Genomic DNA, 17,285 nt, shown 5'->3' on the forward strand with positions numbered 1-17,285 from the left:
GTCCCCCCAGGAGTCCCCATGCCGATAGAACAGCGCGGAGTCGACACCGTCCCCGAGGCCGAACGCACCAGCGGGCCCCGGGATCTCGTCGCGATCCTGCTCGGGTCCAACCTCTGCCTGGGGGTGATCGTCTTCGGCTGGCTCCCGGTCTCCTTCGGGCTCGGGCTCTGGGCCTCGGTGACCTCCGTCGTCGCCGGCACCCTCGTCGGCGTCGCCGTCACCGCCCCGCTGGCCCTGGTGTCGCTCCGTACCGCCACCAACCTCTCCACCTCCTCCGGCGCCTTCTTCGGCGTACGGGGCCGGCTGGTCGGCTCGGTGGTCGGACTGCTGCTCTCCCTCGGGTACACCGCGCTGACCCTCTGGATCGGCGGCGACGTGATGGTGGGGACGCTCGCCCGGCTCGTCGGCCTGCCGACCGGCGGCGCCTCGCACGCCGTCGTCTACGCGCTGCTCGCCGCCTGCACGGCGGTCGCCGCGGTGTACGGCTACCGGCTGCTGCTCAAGCTGAGCAAGGCGCTCACCGTCGTCATGACCGTGCTCCTCGCCCTCGGACTCCTCGCGTACGCAGGGGACTTCACGACGGCGGCGGTGCCGGACACCCCGTACCTGCTCGGCTCGTTCTGGCCGACCTGGCTGCTCTCGGCGGTGGCGGCGGGCCTCAGCGGACCGGTCGCCTTCATCACCCTGCTCGGCGACTACACCCGGTACGTCTCGCCCGCGCGGCACGGTTCCCGCTCCGTCTGGCGGGCCACCTGTCTCGGCCTGGTCGTCGGGCTGCTGGTCCCCCAGCTCTTCGGTACGTTCACGGCGCTCGCCGCCCGCGGCGGGCTCGACTACGCGGGACCGCTGGTCGCCGCCTCGCCCGCCTGGTACCTGGTCCCGCTGCTGATCGCGGCCACCGCCGGATCCGTCGGCAACGCCGGGCTGATGCTGTACTCGATGGGCCTCGACCTGGACGCCATCCTGCCCCGGGCCACCCGGGCCCGCGCCACGCTCGTGGTCGCGGCGGTGGCGACGGGCTTCGTCTTCCTCGGCCACTTCGCCTCGGACGCGCAGTCGGCGATGACCTCGTTCGTCCTGCTCCTCACGGCGATCGGCACGCCCTGGGCGGTGATCACCCTGATCGGCCATGTGCGCTGCGGAGGGTCGTACGACCCGGAGGCGCTTCAGGTCTACAACCGGCGCTCGCGCGGCGGGATCTACTGGTTCTCGGCGGGCTGGCACCCGCGCGCCACCGCCTCCTGGGCGATCGGCGCGGCGGTCGGCCTGGCCGCGGTGTCGACGCCGATGTACGAGGGACCGCTGCTCGCCCTGACCGGCGGGATCGACTGCAGCTTCGTACTGTCGGGGCTCGTGGGCGGCATGCTGTACGGGGTCCTGACGCCGAACAGGGCTCCCGGGACCGTGACGGCCCCGGAAGCCCTGGTGGAAGCAGCGGAGTAACCGCTAGCCCAGCTCGTGCATCCAGCCGTGGACGTCCTCGGCCCTGCCGGTCTGGACGGCGAGCAGCGCGTCGCGCAGCTTCATCGTGACCTCGCCGGGCTCGCCGCCGGACTGCTGCCACTCACCCCGCTCGGACTTGACCGTGCCGACCGGGGTGATCACGGCGGCGGTACCGCAGGCGAAGACCTCGGTGAGAGTGCCGTTAGCGGAGTCGGCCTGCCACTGGTCGATGGAGACGCGGCCCTCCTCCGGCTCGAGACCGAGGTCCGCCGCCAGCTTGAGCAGCGAGTCACGGGTGATGCCGGCGAGCAGCGAGCCGGTGAGGGTGGGGGTGACGAGCTTGTTGCCGTACACGAAGTACAGGTTCATGCCGCCGAGTTCCTCGACCCACTTGTGCTCGACGGCGTCGAGGTAGGCGACCTGGTCGCAGCCCTTCGCCGCGGCCTCGGCCTGCGCGAGCAGGGAGGCCGCGTAGTTGCCGCCGGTCTTGGCGTCGCCGACGCCGCCGGGGACGGCGCGGACGCGGTTCTCCGAGAGCCAGATGGAGACGGGCTTCACGCCACCGGGGAAGTACGGGCCGGCCGGGGAGGCGATGACGACGAAGAGGTACTCGTTGGCCGGGCGGACGCCCAGGCCGACCTCGGTCGCGATCATGAACGGGCGCAGGTAGAGCGAGGCCTCGCCGCCGTGCTCCGGGACCCACGCCTTGTCGTGCTGGACGAGGACGTCACAGGCCTCGACGAAGGTCTCCACGGGCAGCTCGGGCATGGCGAGCCGGCGGGCGGAGGCCTGGAAGCGGCGGGCGTTGGCGTCGGGGCGGAAGCTGGCGACCGAGCCGTCGGGGCGGCGGTAGGCCTTCAGGCCCTCGAAGATCTCCTGCGCGTAGTGCAGGACGTTCGTCGCCGGGTCGAGTGCGAGCGGGCCGTACGGCACGAGCTGGGCGTCGTGCCAGCCGCGGCCCTCGGTCCACTTGATGGTGACCATGTGGTCGGTGAAGTGGCGGCCGAATCCCGGGTTGGCCAGGATCGCTTCGCGCTCCGCGGCGGACAGCGGGCTGGAGGAGGGCTTGAGCTCGATCGTGGGCGTCGTCATGAGTGCGTGTCCTTCACCGGTTGTGTGGGTAGGACCGCGCGCGCACGCCGCTGCCGGAGACTGCTTGTCCCTGACGAGGTGGACGTCCGAGCATGCCCGCAAGGCACGGCCCCACGTCCGATTATCGCTCGCGGGGACCGGTGCGGGAAACGGGTGTACGCGGTCCTGGGTTCGATGGGGGCACCCGGGGCCGCGCATGGGACAGCCGCCGGGCGCTGTGGCGACCCGGCGGCTGCTGTGGGATGTCAGTCCGGCCGGGTCAGCTCGCTACTCGCGCGGCGAGCGCGTCGCCGATCTCGTCCGTCGTACGGACACGGTCACCGCGCTCGGTGAGGTCGGCGGCGACGGCCTCCTCGACCCGGGCGGCCTCGGTCTCGTAGCCGAGGTGGCGCAGCAGGAGAGCGACGGAGAGGACGGTGGCCGTGGGGTCGGCCTTGCCCTGACCCGCGATGTCCGGCGCGGAGCCGTGGACCGGCTCGAACATGGACGGGAACTCGCCGCTCGGGTTGATGTTGCCCGAGGCGGCGACGCCGATGCCGCCGGAGACGGCCGCGGCGAGGTCGGTGATGATGTCGCCGAAGAGGTTGTCGGTGACGATCACGTCGAAGCGGGCCGGGTCGGTGACGAGGAAGATCGTCGCGGCGTCGACGTGCAGGTAGTCGGTGGTGACCTCGGGGAACTCGGCCGCGACCTTGGTGAAGATGTTCGTCCACAGGTGGCCGGCGAAGGTCAGCACGTTGTTCTTGTGGACCAGCGTGAGCTTCTTGCGCGGGCGGGCCTGGGCGCGGGCGAAGGCGTCACGGACGACCCGCTCGACACCGAAGGCGGTGTTGACCGAGACCTCGGTGGCGACCTCGTGCGGGGTGCCCTTGCGGATGGTGCCGCCGTTGCCGGTGTACGGGCCCTCGGTGCCCTCGCGGACCACGACGAAGTCGATCTCGGGCTGCCCGGCGAGCGGGGTGGCGACGCCGGGGAGCAGCTTCGAGGGACGCAGGTTCACGTGGTGGTCGAAGGCGAAGCGGAGCTTCAGGAGGAAGCCGCGCTCCAGGACGCCGGAGGGCACCGACGGGTCGCCGATGGCGCCCAGCAGGATGGCGTCGTGCTTCTTGAGGGAGTCGAGATCGGCGTCGGTGAGGGTCTCACCGGTGGCGTGGTAGCGCTTGGCGCCGAAGTCGTACTCCTCGGTCTCCAGCTTCACGTCCTGGGGAAGGACGGCCGCGAGGATCTTGAGGCCCTGGGCCACGACCTCCTGGCCGATGCCGTCGCCGGGAATGACTGCGAGATTGATGCTGTGAGACATGTCGGCACCCTACTCTTCGTCCCATCGTCTGACACGTCACGTCCATCATGTGGACGAAGCGCCATCCGGGTGAAGCCGTGTCAGTGACCGGTGGAGCCGCCGTTGTCACGGCGGTCGAGGGCGCGCTGGAGGGCGGCGGCGGCGTTCTGGCGGGCCTCGTCGCTGGGACGGTTGGCGGAGTGGCGGACGCGGCGGGCGGTCTGAGTTGCCATGAGGGATCGACTCCTTGAGATCAGTGGTGATCCGAAGTGCGGAGATCAGTGGTGATCGAAGGTGCCGGCAGGGGCGGGGAGCGCCGCCGCAGGGGTTGCCTGCACAGGGGCGTCGCGCTCTCGACCGCCGTTCGCTGATGGAGCGAGCAGTTCGGCTTCTACAAAGCTAGGACAGGTCCCCGCATCTGTCTCCACAATTACTCGGACTTCCTACTATCTGAGACGGCGCGGAACGGCGCGTCAGCCCGCGATGGCCCACGGCTCGCGGACGAGGGGAAAACCAGTTCTCCTATCTAGTTTGCATTCCTACCTAGCTGGTGCTGCAATACACCCATGGCCGCAGACCGCAGATCCAGCTGGCTCAAGGGAGTCCTCGACCTGCTCGTCCTCTCCCGCCTGACCGACGGCGAGAGTTACGGGTACGAGATCGCCAAGGCGCTCGCCGAGGCGGGGCTCGGCGAGATCAAGGGCGGGACGCTCTATCCCGTACTGAACCGCCTGGAGGAAGCGGGTCTGGTGGAGGCCGAGTTCCGCGCCGCCGAGCGCGGCCCGGGACGCCGCTACTACCGGCTCACCACACAGGGGCGCGAGCACCTCGCCTCAGAAAGCCGCGACTGGCTGCGCTTCCACCGCGCCGTCGAGACCACGCTCCACCCAGGGGGAAGCACCACATGACCACGGAATCCGACCGCTACTTCACCGAGCTCACCGACGCGCTGCGCACCACGGGAGTGCCGGCGGAGCAGATCGCCGCCACCGTCGAGGACCTGCGCGGACACCTCTCCGGGACCGGGGCGCGTCCGGAGGAGGAGTTCGGGCCGGCCGACGCCTTCGCCGCCCAGCTGGGCGGGCTCGCGCCGCTGCCGGGCGAGCCGGACGGGAAGGCGGAGAGCTGGACCTGGACGGCGGACCTCTTCAACGACCGCCGGATGCTCGCCGTCCATGGCGACCAGGGCTGGGAGGTGGAGTCCCTGGACTCCCTCGGCCGGTTCGTCTGCCGCCGCTCCGCGACGGCGGCGCTGCGCTGGGAGTACCGCCGCGAGGTCATCGGCGCCCGGCGCCGCGCCAAGGTCCTGGCCGAGCTGGAGCCCGAGGGCTGGGAGCTGTGCGGAGAGTGGCTGGTGTACGGCTACTTCAAGCGGCCGCGCGCGGCGACGGCGGGCCCGGCGGGCGCCCTGGAGGCCCGGCCGGCGGCCCCGCTCCAGCAGCTGTTCCTGAGCCGCCGCGGCAAGGTGGCGCTCGCGGTGTGGCTCGTCCTGGTGGGCGGCGCGATGGCGGCGACCTTCATCGGAACGCTGGGCACGGGCGGGCTCGCGATCACCATCGCCCTCGCCTCCATGGTCTTCGCCCTGGTCACCTCCCACCTGGAGACGGCCAAGGGGCGGGTGGACCAGGACCGCCCGAAGTCCTCCTGACCCTCCCTCACATCACGTCGCCGTCCCGCCAGTCGAAGACGAGCGCGGCGGCCGGATCGGGCAGCGCCCGGCCGGCCGCCGGACGCAGGAGGACGTACCCCTCCTCCTCCGCGAGGCGGACGACCCCCTCGGGCCCCATCGCCTCCAGGCGCCCCTCCCAGACCTTCCAGCCGCGCGCCCGGTAGAGCGCGGCCCCGTCGTCCGAGGCGCCGAGCGCCCCGAAGACGTACGCCCCGTCGATGACCCGCTCCAGCCCGGCCATCACGGCCCCGCCGAGCCCCCGCCGCCTGAGATCGGCCCGGACGGCGACGCCTTCGACGTACCCGACGCGGTGCGAACGCCCACGATGAAGGGCCCTCCGCATGACGACGGCGCCATGCGCGGCGATGCCGTCGCCGTCCTCGATCCAGGCGTGGACGCCACCGAGGGTGTGGTCCCAGTCGTCGTCGGAGAAGTCGCCGTCGAAGGCGGCGTCGAGCAGCTCGCGTACGGAGTGGAGCCGCTCGGCCCCGAGTTCATGGGTGGGCGCGATCCTCACGGTCATGCGCCCAGCGTCCCACACCGCCTCCGCCTCTAACCACCAAACATCCATTGACAGGTTATCCAGCGTCTGCTTGAGTCGTTCCATAACCAGTGACACGCACTTAAGGGGTTAGAGATGACGAGCACCGTGCTGCCGACCCGCCACCGCACCGTCAAGGTCCGCGACCACGAGATCGCCTACCGCGAGGCGGGCCCGTCCGACGCCCCCGTCCTCCTGCTGCTGCACGGCTTCCCCACCAGCTCGTACATGTTCCGCGACCTGATCCCGCGGCTCGCCGACTCCTACCGACTGATCGCCCCCGACCACCTGGGCTTCGGCCGCAGCGCGGCTCCCGACGCCGCCGACGTCGACTACACCTTCGCCGAACTGACGGCACTCACCGCCGAGTTCACCGCGGCCCTCGGTCTGGACCGGTTCGCGCTCTACATCCAGGACTACGGCTCCCCCATCGGCCTGCGTCTCGCCCTCGCCCATCCCGAGCGGATCACCGCGATCATCAGCCAGAACGGCAACGCCTACGAGGAGGGTCTCGGCGCCGAGGCATGGGCACCGGTCCTCGCCCTGATCGCGGAACGCACCCCCGAGACCGAGGAGCCGGTCCGCGCCATCCGCTCCCTCGACGGCATCCGCTGGCAGTACGAGACCGGTGTACCGGCCGAATACCGCGACCTCCTCGACCCCGACGCCTGGCACCACGACGCCGCCCTGATGGCCCGCGAGGGCCAGGACGCGATCCAGCTCGGCCTGATCGCCGACTACGGCTCGAACTTCGCCCTCTATCCGGCCTTCCAGGAGTACTTCCGTACGAGCCGGGTCCCGCTCCTCGCGGTCTGGGGCGAGGGCGACCAGGTCTTCGTCCCTGCGGGCGCCGAAGCCTTCCGCCGCGACCTCCCCGACGCCGAGATCCACCTCCTCCCCACGGGCCACTTCGCCCTGGAGACCCACGCCCCGCAGATCGCCGCCCTGATCGCCGACTTCCTCGCGCGGCGCGTGGGCGTCAGGCCGTAGCCTTCTCCAGATCGCGGGCCATGCGCTCCACCCAGTCGGTGAAGCCCTCTCGATGATGGCCCTCGGCTTCGAGCAGGGCCGCGACCTGCGCGTCCGTGAGCCGGTCGGGTCCCGGCACCGTCAGCAGCCGGTGCAGCTCCTTCATCAGGGACAACATCCGCAGCGCGTCGAGGTGCTCCACCGCGTCGACGCCGTGCCCGGGGCCGAGAGTCGTCGAACCAGGCATGTCGTGCCTCCTCACCGAGCCCCCTCCCAGCAGCGTAAGCCCGCCGCATGAGAACCGCCCCCGTCCTGGTTTGGGGGTCCAGGAGGGGGGCGGTGTCAGGGGCGGGCCTCACGGAGGCCCAGGGGGCGTCAGCCCATGTGCGGGTAGCCGTACTCGGTCGGCGGGACCAGCGTCTCCTTGATGGCGCGGGTCAGCGTCCAGCGCATCAGGTTCTGCGGGGCGCCGGCCTTGTCGTTCGTACCCGAGGCGCGGCCGCCGCCGAAGGGCTGCTGGCCGACGACGGCGCCGGTCGACTTGTCGTTGATGTAGAAGTTGCCCGCGGCGAAGCGGAGCTTCTCCATCGTGTACGCGGCCGCCGCGCGGTCACCGGAGATGACCGAGCCGGTGAGGGCGTAGTCCGAGACCGACTCCATCTGGGTCAGCATCGCGTCGTACTGGTCGTCCTCGTACACGTGGATCGCCAGGATCGGGCCGAAGTACTCGGCCTTGAAGACCTCGTTCTCCGGGTCGGTGCAGGCGATGACGGTCGGGCGGACGAAGTAGCCCACCGAGTCGTCGTACGTGCCACCGGCGATGATCGTGCAGGTCGGGTCGGCCGCGGCACGGTCGATCGCGGCCTTGTTCTTGGCGAACGAACGCTCGTCGATGACGGCGCCGATGAAGTTCGACAGGTCGGTGACGTCACCCATGGTGATGCCGTCGACCTCGGCCGCGAACTCCTCCTTGAAGCCGTCGTTCCAGATGGAGGCCGGGACGTAGGCGCGGGAGGACGCGGAGCACTTCTGGCCCTGGAACTCGAAGGAGCCACGGGTCAGCGCGGTCTTCAGGATGGCGCGGTCGGCGCTGGGGTGCGCGACGACGAAGTCCTTGCCGCCGGTCTCGCCGACGATCCGCGGGTACGAGCGGTACTTCTCGATGTTGGTGCCGACCGTCTTCCACAGGTGCTGGAAGGTCTTGGTCGAACCGGTGAAGTGGATACCGGCCAGGTCGGGGTGGTTCAGGGCCACCTCGGAGACGGCGATGCCGTCGCCGGTCACCAGGTTGATGACGCCCTTCGGCAGGCCGGCCTCCTCCAGGAGCTCCATGAGGAGCACGGCGGAGTGGGTCTGCGTCGGGGACGGCTTCCAGACCACCACGTTGCCCATGAGGGCGGGGGCGGTGGGCAGGTTGCCCGCGATGGCCGTGAAGTTGAACGGCGTGATCGCGTAGACGAAGCCCTCCAGCGGGCGGTGGTCCAGACGGTTCCACACGCCCGGCGAGTTCGCCGGCGGCTGCTCGGCCAGGATCTGGCGGGCGTACGCCACGTTGAAGCGCCAGAAGTCGACGAGCTCGCACGGGGTGTCGATCTCGGCCTGCTGGGCGGTCTTCGACTGGCCGAGCATGGTGGACGCGGCCAGCGTCTCGCGCCACGGGCCGGCGAGCAGCTCGGCGGCGCGCAGGATGATCGCGGCACGGTCGTCGAAGGCCATCGCGCGCCAGGCGGGGGCCGCGGCCAGGGCCGCGTCGACGGCGTCCTGGGCGTCCTGCGTGGTGGCGCCGCGGAAGGTACCGATGACGGCCTTGTGGTTGTGCGGCTGGACGACCTTGAACTCGTCGCCGCCGCCCATGCGCTTGACGCCACCGATGGTCATCGGCAGCTCGCGCGGGTTCTCGGCCAGCTCCTTGAGCTTGGTCTCCAGACGGAGGCGCTCGGCGGAGCCGGGGGCGTAGCTGTGCACCGGCTCGTTGACCGGAGCGGGGACCTGGGTGACAGCGTCCATGGGTCTCGAAACTCCTTGTGAGAGGTGGGCTCAGCCCTTGGTGAGGATGGAGCGGACGAAGAAGAGGAGGTTGGCCGGCTTCTCCGCCAGGCGGCGCATGAAGTAGCCGTACCAGTCGGTGCCGTACGCGGTGTAGACGCGCATGCGGTGGCCCTCGGCGGCGAGCCGGTTCTGCTCCTCGCTCCGGATGCCGTACAGCATCTGGAACTCGTACTCGTCCAGCTTGCGCCCGGCGCGGCGCGCGAGCTCCTGGCCGACGGAGATCAGGCGCGGGTCGTGGGAGCCGATCATCGGGTAGCCCTCGCCGTCCATCAGGATCTTCATGATCCGGACGTACGCCTTGTCGATCTCGGGCTTGTCCTGGATGGCGACCGAGGCGGGCTCCTTGTAGGCGCCCTTCACGATCCGGACGCGGGAGCCGTTCGCGGCGAGGCGGCGGGCGTCGTCCTCGGTGCGGAAGAGGTAGGCCTGGATGACACAGCCGGTCTGCGGGTGGGTCTTCCGCAGCTCCTCGTGGATGGCGAACATCGAGTCGAGGGTGGTGTGGTCCTCGGCGTCCAGGGTGACCGTGGTGCCGATCTCGGCGGCGGCCTCGACGACCGGGCGGACGTTCGCGAGGGCCAGCTCGTGGCCGCCCTCCAGGGACTGGCCGAACATCGACAGCTTGACGGACATCTCGGCGCGCTCGCCGAGGCCCAGCTCCTTGAGCCGGCCGATGAGCTCCAGGTACGCGTCGCGCGCGGCGTACGACTGCTCGACGGTGGTGATGTCCTCACCGACGACGTCGAGGGTGACCTCCAGGCCGCGGTCGCTCAGCTCCTGGACGATCGGGACGACGTCGTCGACCGACTCACCGGCGATGAAGCGGGCGACGACCTGCTTGGTCCCGGGGGCGGCCGACACGAAACGGCGCATCTTGTCGCTGCGCGACGCGGCGAGGATCACGGGACCCAGCACGGGTACCTCCAGAAGGACAGGGTGACGAAGGGTGCTCTACCCGATCTTTGGCAAGAAAACGGGAACAGCACGAAGAACCACCGTGAAACCTATGGATCGGTCCGATCGTGCGCCATCTACAGCTGTCACGCATCCGTGGGCCGCATCTCATACATATGTCTGAGGGGGTGCGAGAATGGCGCTGTGAAGGGCGATTACCAAGAACTGGTGGACGAGATCTCCGCGCTGCTCGGCGCACCGGCGACGCTGGAGAACCGCGACTTCGGCCTGATCGCCTTCGGCGCCCACGACAGCGACGACGACACCGCGATGGACCCCGTCCGGACCCGGTCGATCCTGACCCGGAAATCGACCCCGGCGGTCCGCGCCTGGTTCGAGGGCTTCGGCATCACCCGGGCGACGGGCCCGGTCCGCATCCCGGCCGCCCCGGACGCCGGGGTGTTCCGGGACCGCATCTGCCTGCCCGTACGCCATCGGGGGGTCGTCCTCGGGTACGTCTGGCTGCTCGACGCCGAGCCCGGCCCCACTCCCGGCCGGCTGACCGCCGCGATGGAGGTCGCCACCCGGATCGGCGACCTCCTCGCCGACGAGGAGCGCGCGGACGCCGACCTCTCGCGCGAGTTCGCCGCGGCCCTGACCGCCGGGCGCGGCTGGCAGAGCGACATGGCCGTCGCGGCGCTCCGGGTGGCCCTCGGACCCAGCGCGGACGGTCTGCACACCGTCGTCTGCGTGACCCCCTGGCAGGGCGAGGCCCCCTCGATCCGGTCGGTCCCCGCCGCGGCGGCGGTCGCCGTCCTCCCCGAGGGCGAGTCCGGCGAGTCCCTCGCCGTCCTCGTACGGCTGCGCACGCCCGAGGACCTCTCCCCCGCCCGCGCGGTCGGCGACCGGCTGCGCGCCGCCGCCCCGGCCGGCGTCGCCAACCCCCGCCGGGGCCTCACGGACCTCCCGGCGGCCTGGCGCGAGGCCAACACGGCGGCCCGCGCAGCCACGGCCCAGCCGACCCTCGGCCCGGTCGCGGAGTGGGCAGGCATCGGCCCGTACCGCCTGCTCGCGGCGCTCTACCACCCCGAGGTCGACCCCGTCGTCGCCCCGCTCGTCGCCCCCGCCCACGCCGAACTCGCGCGCACCGCCGAGGTGTTCCTCGACAACGCGGGCCAGGCGGGCCGCACGGCGGCTGCCCTGGGCATCCACCGCCAGACCCTCTACTACCGGCTGTCCCGGGTCGAGCAGCTCACGGGCCTGGACCTGGACGACGGCGAGGACCGCCTGCTGCTCCACATGTCCCTGAAGTCGGCGCGGCTCTGAGCCCGCACGTCCTGAACGACCGCCCCTCCGGGCCGGTTTATAGGATCTCCCCATGACCACGGGGAGTTGGGCGGCACCGCCGACACATACGGAGCAACTGCTGTACGAGGCGGGGGCGCACGGCGACCGGGCGGCGGTCCTGGACGTCCTCGGGCGGACCCGTCTCTACGTGCTCCAGGCCCGGGTGCACGCCGACGCCCCCGGCTACGTCCCGCCCCTCCCCTCCCAGCGCGACAAGACCGCCCGGCGCACCGTCGTACCGGTGCTGACCGAGGGCATGCTGCCGCCCTGGCACCCGGACTGGGTCTTCCAGCAGACCACCCTCCCGAGACTCGCCGCCGCCTGGCAGCACGAACGGTGGTGGCTCGCGGTCAACCCGGGCACCCCGTACGAGGCCACCCTCCCCGCCCGCGCCGCAGACCGGCGCGCCTGGCAGGAGGCGGGCGCGCGGGGCGGCGGACCCGCCCGGCTGCGGCTGCTGACCCACGCCGGGGAGCATCTGCACGGACCGGTCGCGCACGCCCTCGCGCTCGGCGCGCACCTCGCCGTGCTCAACGGCCTGGTGTGGAACGGGCTCGGCGCCCAGTACGAGGACTACCCCACGGACGTCGCCCGGCTGCGCAGCCCCTGGGCGGTCCACCACCGCGCGGACTTCCGGGAGAAGGTGCGGACCCTGATCGCCACCCGGCTCGTCGGCCGGGTCCCCGAGTCCGTCCTCGGGGTACGGCGCAGCCTCACCGCGCGGCTCGGCTCCGCCCCCACCGGCGAGCAGTGGGCGACGGCGGTCGCCGCCGCGTTCGAGCGGGACGACCCCTACGGCGAGGACCGGGCCGAGGCCGCGGAGTTCCTGCGCCGGATCACCCACTACGAGGCGCGGTTCCGTGCCGACGGCCTCCTCCCGCCGGACGGCCGGGTCGACACCCTCGCCGCCTTCGACCACGGCCGCGCCGTGAACGTCGTACGGCTCGCGCTCGGCGCGCGGTACTGCGATCCGCGGGAGGCGGAGGAGTCCGTACTCAGGGTCCTCGAAGCGGCCCGGCGGGCGTACGGCTCCTGGGAGGAGTTCTCGCTCGGTTACGTGCTGGCCCGGCTGATCCACTTCGACGAGGGTGACGCCGAGCCGATGTACCAGGAATCCCTCACGCTCCATCGCACGCTCACGCGGGACGCGTCGAGCCCCTACCGGAACATCCCGTGGTCATGAGCCCTCGCCGTCCGCCCGCTCCTCGGGGCGCCCCCTGGATCCCGCCGTCCGAGACCGAGCAACTGCTGTACGAGGCGGGGCAGCGCGGTGACTTCGCGGGGCAGGTCCGCGTCCTGGCCGGGGCCGAGCTCTTCATCGCCGCCCCCAGGGCCGAGGTGGACGCCGACCCGGACACCGTCCGGTGGCACCCCCAGCAGGCGGCCAAGGGGCTCGTCGTCCGACCGGCCCTGACCCGCGGGATGCTGCCGCCCTGGCATCCGGAGTGGGTCTTCCACCAGGTCACCCTGCGCTGGGCCGCGGAGTTCGACTGGCGCGACCACCGGGTTCTCCTCTCGGTCAACGGCGGCACCCCCGGCGAGTTGCTGCTGCCCACCACGCCCGAGCACCGTGCGGGGTGGCTGCGGGTGTACGCCGAGAAGGAGCGGGGGTCGAGAGACCGGCTCGTCGCCCTGCGGCACGGCCCGCTGCACGGGCCCCTCGCCTTCGGCCTCGCCTGCGGCGCCCATCTGGCGTTCGGCAACGGCGTCCCGTGGAACGACGTGGGCTCGGCCTACATGGGGTACACCATCATCCTCGACACGCTCCGCGAGGGGTGGGGCGTCACCGACCGCGAGGCCTGGCGCAAGCAGCTCGACGCACTCCTCGACGGGCGCAACAGCCCACCGGAGCCGGACTTCGCCCTCCGGGTCCGGGAGGAGCTGCGGCTCGCGCGCGGTGCGGCGCCGTCGCCCGACGAGTGGCGCGAGACGGCCGCGGGACACGCCCAGGACCTGGGCGCGGGCTCGGCGGCGGTACGCCGCATCGAGGAGTTGGTGCGCCGCGTCCTGCGCTACGAGGCCCGGTTCCGGGCCGACGGGCTGCTGCCGCCGGACGGGCGGGTGCGGAAGACGGTCGCGTACGACTACGGCCGGGCGGTGAACATGGCCCGCTGGGGTCTGACGGCCCGGTTCTGCGCGCCGCCGGAGGCCGAACAGGCGATCGTTCACGCGGGCGCGCTCGCCCGCGCGGCCTACGGGTCGTGGGAGGAGTACTCGGCGGGGTACGCGCTGGGGCGGGTGCTGCGGTTCGACGGGGAGGAGTACGGCCCCTACCACGAGGACAACGTGACCGCCCACCGTGCCCTGACGGAGCACGAGGGCAGTCCGTGGCGAAACCTCCCCTGGCGCTGAGCCGTACCCGGCCCTGCTCCCCGCCCGTTCCGGCGGCGAGCCGTACCCGGCCCCGCTCCCCGCCCGTTCCCGCGGCGGCCTACTCCTGCCCCATCAGGACCTTGAGTCCCTCGGTGAGGTCGTCCGCGCTCGGCGCCGTCTCCGGGTCCACCATCCACTGGATCATGACGCCGGTGGCGAGGGCCTGGCAGAGCAGTCCGGCCACCCGGGCCTTCTCCGGGTCCGCCTCCGGGTCGATGCCCAGGAAGCCCTCGGCCATGCCGAGTCGTCCCTCGCGCTGCGGTTCCTTGATCGCGTCGCGCAGCCGCTCGTCGTCGTCGAGCCGGGTGACGACCTCGGTCTGGAGCTTCCAGACGGGCCGGCTGACCTCGGCCGCGGCGATCACCTGCTCCCACACGGCGTGGAAGCGCCGGTACGGGTCGGCCGGCAGCTCCCGCTTCTCCTCGGCGCCGCCCGTGGGGCCGACCGCGTCGCCCCACTCCTCGGTGAGGGCCAGGAACGCCTGCTGGAGCAGGGCGTCCTTGGAGCCGTAGTGGTAGCCGATGGAGGCGAGGTTGGTGCCGGAGGCGGCGACGATGTCGCGGGCCGTGGTCCGCCCGTACCCCTTCTCCAGGAGGCAGCGCTTGGCGCCTTCGAGCAGGTCTTCCTTGTGTCCCATGACAGCACTGTACCCGGCCGATAGACGCTTGTGTAAGACGAGCGTCTATCGACCGGGTACGAGGCTGTGCCGGGGCGTACGTCAGATCAGGTTGACCGAGCGGGCCGAAGCGGCGCCGATCTCCTCCGCGATCTCCGCGAGCACCGGAGCCGGGACCGTGTCGTCCACGGTGAGGACGACGAGCGCCTCGCCGCCCTCCTCCGCGCGCGCCACCTGCATGCCCGCGATGTTCAGACCGGCCTCGCCGAGGATCCGGCCGACGGTGCCGACGACACCCGGACGGTCCTCGTACCGCAGCACGACCATGTGGTCGGCGAGCGCCACGTCCACGTCGTAGTCACCGACCGCGACGATCTTCTGGAGGTGCTTGGGGCCGGCCAGCGTGCCGGAGACCGCGACCTCCTCGCCGTTCGAGAGCGTGCCGCGCACGGTGACCACGTTCCGGTGGTCGGGCGACTCGGAGCTCGTCGTCAGGCGCACCTCGACACCGCGCTCCTGCGCGAACAGCGGGGCGTTGACGTACGACACGGTCTCGTCGACCACGTCCTCGAACACGCCCTTGAGCGCGGAGAGTTCGAGCACCTTCACATCGTGCTGGGTGATCTCGCCGTACACCTCGACGTCGAGACGCGCCGCGACCTCACCCGCGAGGGCGGTGAAGATCCGGCCGAGCTTCTCGGCGAGCGGCAGACCCGGCTTGACGTCCTCGGCGATGACACCGCCCTGGACGTTGACCGCGTCCGGCACGAGCTCACCGGCGAGCGCCAGGCGCACCGAGCGGGCGACGGCGATACCGGCCTTCTCCTGGGCCTCGTCCGTGGACGCGCCGAGGTGCGGGGTGCAGACGACCTGGTCGAGCTCGAAGAGCGGGGAGTCCGTGCAGGGCTCCTTCGCGTACACGTCGAGGCCGGCGCCGGCGACCCGGCCCTCCTTGAGCGCCGAGTACAGCGCCGCCTCGTCGACGATCCCGCCGCGCGCGGCGTTGACGATCCGCACGGAGGGCTTGACCTTGTGCAGCGCCTCGTCGCCGATGAGACCGAGGGTCTCGGGGGTCTTCGGCAGGTGGACGGTGATGAAGTCGGCGACCTCCAGGAGCTCGTCCAGGGCCAGCAGCTTCACCCCCATCTGGGCGGCGCGGGCGGGCTGCACGTAGGGGTCGTACGCGACGATCTTCATGCCGAACGCCGACATGCGCTGGGCGACCAGGACGCCGATGCGGCCGAGGCCGACGACGCCGAGGGTCTTCTCGCTCAGCTCGACGCCCGTGTACTTGGAGCGCTTCCACTCGCCGTTCTTCAGCGCGGTGTTGGCCTGCGGGATGTTGCGCGCGGTGGCGACCAGCAGACCGCACGCGAGCTCGGCGGCGGTGACGATGTTCGACGTCGGGGCGTTGACGACCATGACGCCGGCCTTGGTGGCGGCGGAGACGTCCACGTTGTCCAGACCGACACCGGCACGGGCGACGACCCGCAGCTTGGTGGCGGCGGCGATGGCCTCGGCGTCGACCTTGGTCGCGGAACGGACCAGGATCGCGTCCACGTCGGCGATGGCGGGCAGCAGTTCGGCGCGGTCCGCGCCGTTGCAGTGCCGGATCTCGAAGTCCGGGCCCAGGGCGTCGACGGTGGCGGGCGACAGCTCTTCAGCGATGAGTACGACGGGTTTCGAGCTCACGTGAGTCCTCACAGATCCAGTGCGGACGGCCGTCCCGACGGCCGCAGGCGGTGGAGGGGGCTTGCCGCGTGAAAGCGCACGACGCTGTGGGCCTGAACGCGAATGTTGTTGAGAGTGTAGTGGTGCGGCGGCGCCATTCATGCGCCTCGTTGGAAGGATCACCCGTCCGTGGTTGGACGGGGTGTCCAACGAAATGGACAGGGGCCGGACACACCGTCCGGCCCCCGCCCCGAAGGCTTACGCCTCCTCGTCGTTCACCCAGCTCATGAGCTTGCGCAGCTCCTTGCCGGTGGTCTCCAGGAGGTGGTTCTCGTCCTGGGTCTTGTACTCGTTGTACTTCTTCAGACCGCCGTGGTACTCGGCCATCCACTCCTTGGCGAAGGTGCCGTCCTGGATCTCCGCGAGGACCTTCTTCATCTCGGCCTTGGTGGCGTCCGTGATGATCCGCGGGCCGGTGACGTAGTCGCCCCACTCGGCGGTCTCGGAGACCGACCAGCGCATCTTCTCCAGGCCACCCTCGTACATGAGGTCGACGATGAGCTTCAGCTCGTGGAGGCACTCGAAGTACGCGATCTCCGGCTGGTAGCCGGCCTCGGTCAGGGTCTCGAAGCCCGCCTTGACCAGCGCCGCGGTGCCACCGCAGAGAACGGCCTGCTCGCCGAAGAGGTCGGTCTCGGTCTCCTCGGTGAAGGTCGTCTTGATGACGCCGGCGCGGGTGCCGCCGATGCCCTTGGCGTACGAGAGCGCCAGCGCGAAGGCGCTGCCGGTCGCGTCCTGCTCGACGGCCGCGATGCACGGAACGCCGCGGCCCTCCTCGTACTGACGACGGACCAGGTGGCCCGGGCCCTTCGGGGCGACCAGAGCGACGTCGACGCCCTCGGGCACCTTGATGAAGCCGTAACGGACGTTCAGACCGTGACCGAAGAAGAGCGCGTCGCCCTCCTTCAGGTTGTCCTTGATGGACTCCTCGTAGACCTGGGCCTGGATCGGGTCCGGGGTCAGGATCATGATGAGGTCGGCCTCGGCCGCCGCCTCGGCGACGGAGACGACGCGCAGGCCCTGCTCCTCGGCCTTGGCCTTGGACTTCGAGCCCTCCTGCAGACCGACGCGGACGTCGACACCGGAGTCACGGAGCGACAGCGCGTGGGCGTGGCCCTGGCTGCCGTAACCGATCACCGCGACCTTGCGGCCCTGGATGATGGACAGGTCGGCGTCGTCGTCGTAGAACAGCTCGGCCACTGGGTATCTCCTTGAGGTGCTGGTGTTGCGTCCCACCGTACGGCGGGGAGCGGGAGGAAAGTTTTCGGGTCTCGTCAGTCGG

Annotated in this window: 17 protein-coding genes; 7 read left to right on the forward strand and 10 right to left on the reverse strand. The window is 71.2% G+C overall.

The window, feature by feature from the left end:
- Window positions 1-18 precede the first annotated feature (18 nt).
- Window positions 19-1,443 (forward strand): cytosine permease, encoded by a 1,425-nt coding sequence (locus N5875_RS11445; RefSeq protein ID WP_338493444.1) that lies wholly within the window; start codon window positions 19-21, stop codon window positions 1,441-1,443.
- 3 nt (window positions 1,444-1,446) lie between these two features.
- Here N5875_RS11445 and N5875_RS11450 read toward each other — a convergent pair whose 3' ends face one another.
- The 3 genes from N5875_RS11450 to N5875_RS11460 form a co-directional block, all read right to left on the reverse strand.
- The gene (locus N5875_RS11450) at window positions 1,447-2,535 is read right to left on the reverse strand and encodes a branched-chain amino acid aminotransferase (protein ID WP_318207725.1); all 1,089 of its coding nucleotides are present in this window, start codon (window positions 2,533-2,535) and stop codon (window positions 1,447-1,449) included.
- A 259-nt stretch (window positions 2,536-2,794) separates the two neighbouring features.
- Window positions 2,795-3,835 carry a 3-isopropylmalate dehydrogenase gene (locus tag N5875_RS11455; RefSeq protein ID WP_338493446.1) on the reverse strand — a complete coding sequence of 347 codons (1,041 nt, stop codon included), beginning with the start codon at window positions 3,833-3,835 and terminating at the stop codon, window positions 2,795-2,797.
- An 80-nt stretch (window positions 3,836-3,915) separates the two neighbouring features.
- Window positions 3,916-4,047: a hypothetical protein gene (locus N5875_RS11460; RefSeq protein ID WP_260461862.1), complete on the reverse strand. Its 132-nt coding sequence runs from the start codon at window positions 4,045-4,047 to the stop codon at window positions 3,916-3,918.
- 333 nt (window positions 4,048-4,380) lie between these two features.
- On the opposite strand from N5875_RS11460, the gene N5875_RS11465 reads away from it, so the two are divergent.
- Window positions 4,381-4,722, forward strand: coding sequence for a helix-turn-helix transcriptional regulator (locus tag N5875_RS11465; RefSeq protein ID WP_318207727.1), 342 nt, complete (start codon window positions 4,381-4,383; stop codon window positions 4,720-4,722).
- Entirely contained in the window at window positions 4,719-5,462 is a 744-nt protein-coding gene (locus tag N5875_RS11470; protein WP_338493449.1) for a hypothetical protein, read from the forward strand. The genes N5875_RS11465 and N5875_RS11470 overlap by 4 nt, the downstream gene beginning before the upstream one ends.
- Window positions 5,463-5,469: 7 nt before the next feature.
- Here N5875_RS11470 and N5875_RS11475 read toward each other — a convergent pair whose 3' ends face one another.
- Window positions 5,470-6,006 carry a GNAT family N-acetyltransferase gene (locus tag N5875_RS11475; protein ID WP_318207729.1) on the reverse strand — a complete coding sequence of 179 codons (537 nt, stop codon included), beginning with the start codon at window positions 6,004-6,006 and terminating at the stop codon, window positions 5,470-5,472.
- 114 nt (window positions 6,007-6,120) lie between these two features.
- Between N5875_RS11475 and N5875_RS11480 the strand changes: the two genes are divergently transcribed.
- Window positions 6,121-7,014 (forward strand): alpha/beta fold hydrolase, encoded by an 894-nt coding sequence (locus N5875_RS11480; protein ID WP_338493451.1) that lies wholly within the window; start codon window positions 6,121-6,123, stop codon window positions 7,012-7,014.
- On the opposite strand, the gene N5875_RS11485 is transcribed toward N5875_RS11480, so the two are convergent.
- The 3 genes from N5875_RS11485 to N5875_RS11495 form a co-directional block, all read right to left on the reverse strand.
- Window positions 7,004-7,240 carry a hypothetical protein gene (locus N5875_RS11485; RefSeq protein WP_318207731.1) on the reverse strand — a complete coding sequence of 79 codons (237 nt, stop codon included), beginning with the start codon at window positions 7,238-7,240 and terminating at the stop codon, window positions 7,004-7,006. The genes N5875_RS11480 and N5875_RS11485 overlap by 11 nt on opposite strands.
- 128 nt (window positions 7,241-7,368) lie before the next feature.
- Entirely contained in the window at window positions 7,369-9,000 is a 1,632-nt protein-coding gene (gene pruA, locus N5875_RS11490; RefSeq protein ID WP_318207732.1) for an L-glutamate gamma-semialdehyde dehydrogenase, read from the reverse strand.
- A gap of 30 nt (window positions 9,001-9,030) precedes the next feature.
- The gene (locus N5875_RS11495) at window positions 9,031-9,957 is read right to left on the reverse strand and encodes a proline dehydrogenase family protein (protein WP_318207733.1); all 927 of its coding nucleotides are present in this window, start codon (window positions 9,955-9,957) and stop codon (window positions 9,031-9,033) included.
- A gap of 183 nt (window positions 9,958-10,140) precedes the next feature.
- On the opposite strand from N5875_RS11495, the gene N5875_RS11500 reads away from it, so the two are divergent.
- From N5875_RS11500 to N5875_RS11510, 3 genes are read left to right on the forward strand one after another with little or no spacing between them, the layout of a single operon-like run.
- On the forward strand, window positions 10,141-11,262 hold the full coding sequence (locus N5875_RS11500; protein ID WP_318207734.1) for a helix-turn-helix domain-containing protein: 1,122 nt from the start codon (window positions 10,141-10,143) through the stop codon (window positions 11,260-11,262).
- A gap of 52 nt (window positions 11,263-11,314) precedes the next feature.
- Window positions 11,315-12,466 (forward strand): DUF1266 domain-containing protein, encoded by a 1,152-nt coding sequence (locus N5875_RS11505; RefSeq protein WP_338493454.1) that lies wholly within the window; start codon window positions 11,315-11,317, stop codon window positions 12,464-12,466.
- The gene (locus N5875_RS11510) at window positions 12,463-13,635 is read left to right on the forward strand and encodes a DUF1266 domain-containing protein (RefSeq protein WP_338493455.1); all 1,173 of its coding nucleotides are present in this window, start codon (window positions 12,463-12,465) and stop codon (window positions 13,633-13,635) included. Before N5875_RS11505 ends, N5875_RS11510 begins: the two co-directional genes overlap by 4 nt.
- Window positions 13,636-13,714: 79 nt before the next feature.
- Here N5875_RS11510 and N5875_RS11515 read toward each other — a convergent pair whose 3' ends face one another.
- The 3 genes from N5875_RS11515 to ilvC form a co-directional block, all read right to left on the reverse strand.
- Window positions 13,715-14,293, reverse strand: coding sequence for a TetR/AcrR family transcriptional regulator (locus N5875_RS11515; RefSeq protein ID WP_338493456.1), 579 nt, complete (start codon window positions 14,291-14,293; stop codon window positions 13,715-13,717).
- Window positions 14,294-14,374: 81 nt separating this feature from the next.
- Window positions 14,375-15,964 (reverse strand): phosphoglycerate dehydrogenase, encoded by a 1,590-nt coding sequence (gene serA, locus N5875_RS11520; protein WP_318207738.1) that lies wholly within the window; start codon window positions 15,962-15,964, stop codon window positions 14,375-14,377.
- A 237-nt stretch (window positions 15,965-16,201) separates the two neighbouring features.
- On the reverse strand, window positions 16,202-17,203 hold the full coding sequence (ilvC, locus tag N5875_RS11525) for a ketol-acid reductoisomerase (protein WP_055602072.1): 1,002 nt from the start codon (window positions 17,201-17,203) through the stop codon (window positions 16,202-16,204).
- Window positions 17,204-17,285: the final 82 nt, after the last annotated feature.

Source organism: Streptomyces sp. SJL17-4, assembly GCF_036826855.1.
GTDB lineage: Bacteria > Actinomycetota > Actinomycetes > Streptomycetales > Streptomycetaceae > Streptomyces.

What these genes read in the sequence shown, in the direction of transcription:
- N5875_RS11470 (WP_338493449.1), top strand. Translation starts at nt 4,719, where the DNA reads ATGACCACGGAATCCGACCGCTACTTCACCGAGCTCACCGACGCGCTG.
- N5875_RS11485 (WP_318207731.1), bottom strand. Translation starts at nt 7,240, where the DNA reads ATGCCTGGTTCGACGACTCTCGGCCCCGGGCACGGCGTCGACGCGGTG.
- N5875_RS11450 (WP_318207725.1), bottom strand. Translation starts at nt 2,535, where the DNA reads ATGACGACGCCCACGATCGAGCTCAAGCCCTCCTCCAGCCCGCTGTCC.
- N5875_RS11505 (WP_338493454.1), top strand. Translation starts at nt 11,315, where the DNA reads ATGACCACGGGGAGTTGGGCGGCACCGCCGACACATACGGAGCAACTG.
- pruA (WP_318207732.1), bottom strand. Translation starts at nt 9,000, where the DNA reads ATGGACGCTGTCACCCAGGTCCCCGCTCCGGTCAACGAGCCGGTGCAC.
- N5875_RS11475 (WP_318207729.1), bottom strand. Translation starts at nt 6,006, where the DNA reads ATGACCGTGAGGATCGCGCCCACCCATGAACTCGGGGCCGAGCGGCTC.
- N5875_RS11445 (WP_338493444.1), top strand. Translation starts at nt 19, where the DNA reads ATGCCGATAGAACAGCGCGGAGTCGACACCGTCCCCGAGGCCGAACGC.
- N5875_RS11515 (WP_338493456.1), bottom strand. Translation starts at nt 14,293, where the DNA reads ATGGGACACAAGGAAGACCTGCTCGAAGGCGCCAAGCGCTGCCTCCTG.
- N5875_RS11480 (WP_338493451.1), top strand. Translation starts at nt 6,121, where the DNA reads ATGACGAGCACCGTGCTGCCGACCCGCCACCGCACCGTCAAGGTCCGC.
- N5875_RS11460 (WP_260461862.1), bottom strand. Translation starts at nt 4,047, where the DNA reads ATGGCAACTCAGACCGCCCGCCGCGTCCGCCACTCCGCCAACCGTCCC.
- N5875_RS11455 (WP_338493446.1), bottom strand. Translation starts at nt 3,835, where the DNA reads ATGTCTCACAGCATCAATCTCGCAGTCATTCCCGGCGACGGCATCGGC.
- N5875_RS11465 (WP_318207727.1), top strand. Translation starts at nt 4,381, where the DNA reads ATGGCCGCAGACCGCAGATCCAGCTGGCTCAAGGGAGTCCTCGACCTG.
- N5875_RS11510 (WP_338493455.1), top strand. Translation starts at nt 12,463, where the DNA reads ATGAGCCCTCGCCGTCCGCCCGCTCCTCGGGGCGCCCCCTGGATCCCG.